Source organism: Lawsonella clevelandensis (assembly GCF_003241315.1).
Classification (GTDB): domain Bacteria; phylum Actinomycetota; class Actinomycetes; order Mycobacteriales; family Mycobacteriaceae; genus Lawsonella; species Lawsonella clevelandensis_A.
Map to the genome: position 1 here is coordinate 1 of NZ_QFOZ01000022.1, position 1,253 is coordinate 1,253.

The 1,253-nt window shown below is 54.0% G+C and carries 1 rRNA gene; it reads left to right on the top strand.

From position 1 onward, the window contains the following. Positions 1-166 precede the first annotated feature (166 nt). Positions 167-1,253 (top strand): 16S ribosomal RNA (locus tag DI579_RS07195); the annotation flags it as partial.

Genomic DNA, 1,253 nt, shown 5'->3' on the forward strand with positions numbered 1-1,253 from the left:
GAGTGGGCATGTTGTTTGAGAACTCAACAGTGTATTGATTTTATTGAATGCCAATTTTTTCTGCACCTGACCCCCGTTGGGTGTGGATGTTTGTTTTCGAGTTTTTTTGCTTGGATCTTTCTTTTTTGTTTTGATTGCGGCCTTTTGTGGTTGTGATTGTTTTGCTTTTATGGAGAGTTTGATTCTGGCTCAGGACGAACGCTGGCGGCGTGCTTAACACATGCAAGTCGAACGGAAAGGCTCCAGCTTGCTGGAGTACTCGAGTGGCGAACGGGTGAGTAACACGTGGGTAATCTGCCCTGCACTCTGGGATAAGCCTGGGAAACTGGGTCTAATACTGGATATGACCTTTCTCCTTATGGGGTTTGGTGGAAAGTTTTTCGGTGTAGGATGAGCCCGCGGCCTATCAGCTTGTTGGTGGGGTGATGGCCTACCAAGGCGACGACGGGTAGCCGGCCTGAGAGGGTGATCGGCCACATTGGGACTGAGATACGGCCCAGACTCCTACGGGAGGCAGCAGTGGGGAATATTGCACAATGGGCGGAAGCCTGATGCAGCGACGCCGCGTGAGGGATGACGGCCTTCGGGTTGTAAACCTCTTTCAGCAGGGACGAAGCGTAAGTGACGGTACCTGCAGAAGAAGCACCGGCTAACTACGTGCCAGCAGCCGCGGTAATACGTAGGGTGCGAGCGTTGTCCGGAATTACTGGGCGTAAAGAGCTCGTAGGCGGTTTGTCACGTCGTCTGTGAAATCCTAGGGCTTAACCCTGGACGTGCAGGCGATACGGGCTGACTTGAGTACTACAGGGGAGACTGGAATTTCTGGTGTAGCGGTGGAATGCACAGATATCAGGAAGAACACCGATGGCGAAGGCAGGTCTCTGGGTAGTAACTGACGCTGAGGAGCGAAAGCATGGGTAGCGAACAGGATTAGATACCCTGGTAGTCCATGCCGTAAACGGTGGGCGCTAGGTGTGGGGTTCCTTCCACGGGCTCCGCGCCGTAGCTAACGCATTAAGCGCCCCGCCTGGGGAGTACGGCCGCAAGGCTAAAACTCAAAGAAATTGACGGGGGCCCGCACAAGCGGCGGAGCATGTGGATTAATTCGATGCAACGCGAAGTTGCCAGCACGTTGTGGTGGGGACTCGTAAGAAACTGCCGGGGTTAACTCGGAGGAAGGTGGGGATGACGTCAAATCATCATGCCCCTTATGTCCAGGGCTTCACACATGCTACAATGGTCGGTACAGTGGG